A 1,191-nucleotide genomic window follows, 5' to 3' on the forward strand; every position below is an offset into this window, starting at 1 on the left:
GGCGCTCTCCTAGCCCGGCGGCGGAGGCCCCACGGCGGTCCCCGGCCCACCCCGGGGAGGACGTTAAGCTCGCCTCGTGGCCACCTCCGACTCCAACACCTGCAAGTTCCCCGGCTGTGACAGTCCGGTGCCCCGCGGCTCCTCCCCCGGCCGCCCACCCGAGTACTGCGATCTGCCCGAGCACACGCGCTGGCGGGCCTGGCGCGAACGCCAACGGCTGGCTCAGGAGGCCGAACGCCGCGAGGAGGAGGCCGTGGCCGCCGCCACGGGCGGCGACTCCCCTTCCTCCTCCGTGCCCTCCGAACCCGTGACCACCGCCCGGCTGCGCGCCGACGACCTGCTCACCCGGTTCGCCGTGCAGAGCGAACAGATGGCCGAGACCCTGCGCTCGGCCACCGAGGCCTTCGCGACGATGACCGACCCCGCCGCCGCCGAGGCTCAGGTGGAGGCGGCCCGTCTGGAGGGTGCCCGTCGCGCGGCCGAGGCCGACGGCGCCCGCCTGGAGGCGGAGAACCGGCGCCGTGAGGCCGAGGCGGCCCGGCGCGTGGCCGAGGAGGCGGCCGCCTCGGCGGTCACCGCGACCCACGCGGCCGAGCGGATCGCCGAGGAGGCGGTCGAACGCAGGAACGCGGCGGAGGCCGAACGCGATGAGCTGCGGGACCTGGCCCTGCGGGCGGAGGCCGAACGCGACGCCGCCGTCGCCGAGGCCAACGCCGGGCTCGCCACCGCCGAACGCCGAATCGCCGAGGCCGACGCCCGGGCCCGGGAGGAGGTGGGGCGGGTCCGGGGCGAACTGGAGCACGCCCGCGCCGAGGCCGCCCGTCGGCTCCAGCACGCCCGCGCCGAGGCCGAGCAGCTCAGGGCCGAGACCGCCGAGTACGCCCGTCTGCGCGACGAGGCCGTCCTGGCGGCGGAGCGGGCCGCCACGCGCGCCGAGGGCGCCGAGGCCCGGGCCGGAGAGGCCGCCGGCGCCCTGGCGGCCGAGCGCGCTCGGTTCGACGGCGAGCTGGAGCGCGCCCACGAACGCCGGGAGGCCGATCGGGCCGCCGCCGACGCCGAGCGCGCCAGGCTGACCGCGGAACTGGAGCGCGCCGACGCCGAACGGTCACGCCTGGCCGCGGAGCTGGAGAACCAGCGCCGCAACGCCGAGATCACCCTCGACGAGTCGCGCACGGCGGCCGCCGCTCGCCC

General features: G+C 78.4%; 1 protein-coding gene. It reads left to right on the forward strand.

Features of this window, described 5'->3' with window-relative positions; translation table 11 throughout:
- Positions 1-76: 76 nt before the first annotated feature.
- The coding region (locus D471_RS0123385; RefSeq protein WP_017600866.1) for a coiled-coil domain-containing protein at positions 77-1,191 on the forward strand (1,115 nt) is incomplete at its 3' end.

Origin of the sequence: Nocardiopsis lucentensis DSM 44048 (genome assembly GCF_000341125.1) — a bacterium.
GTDB classification, from domain to species: Bacteria; Actinomycetota; Actinomycetes; order Streptosporangiales; family Streptosporangiaceae; genus Nocardiopsis; species Nocardiopsis lucentensis.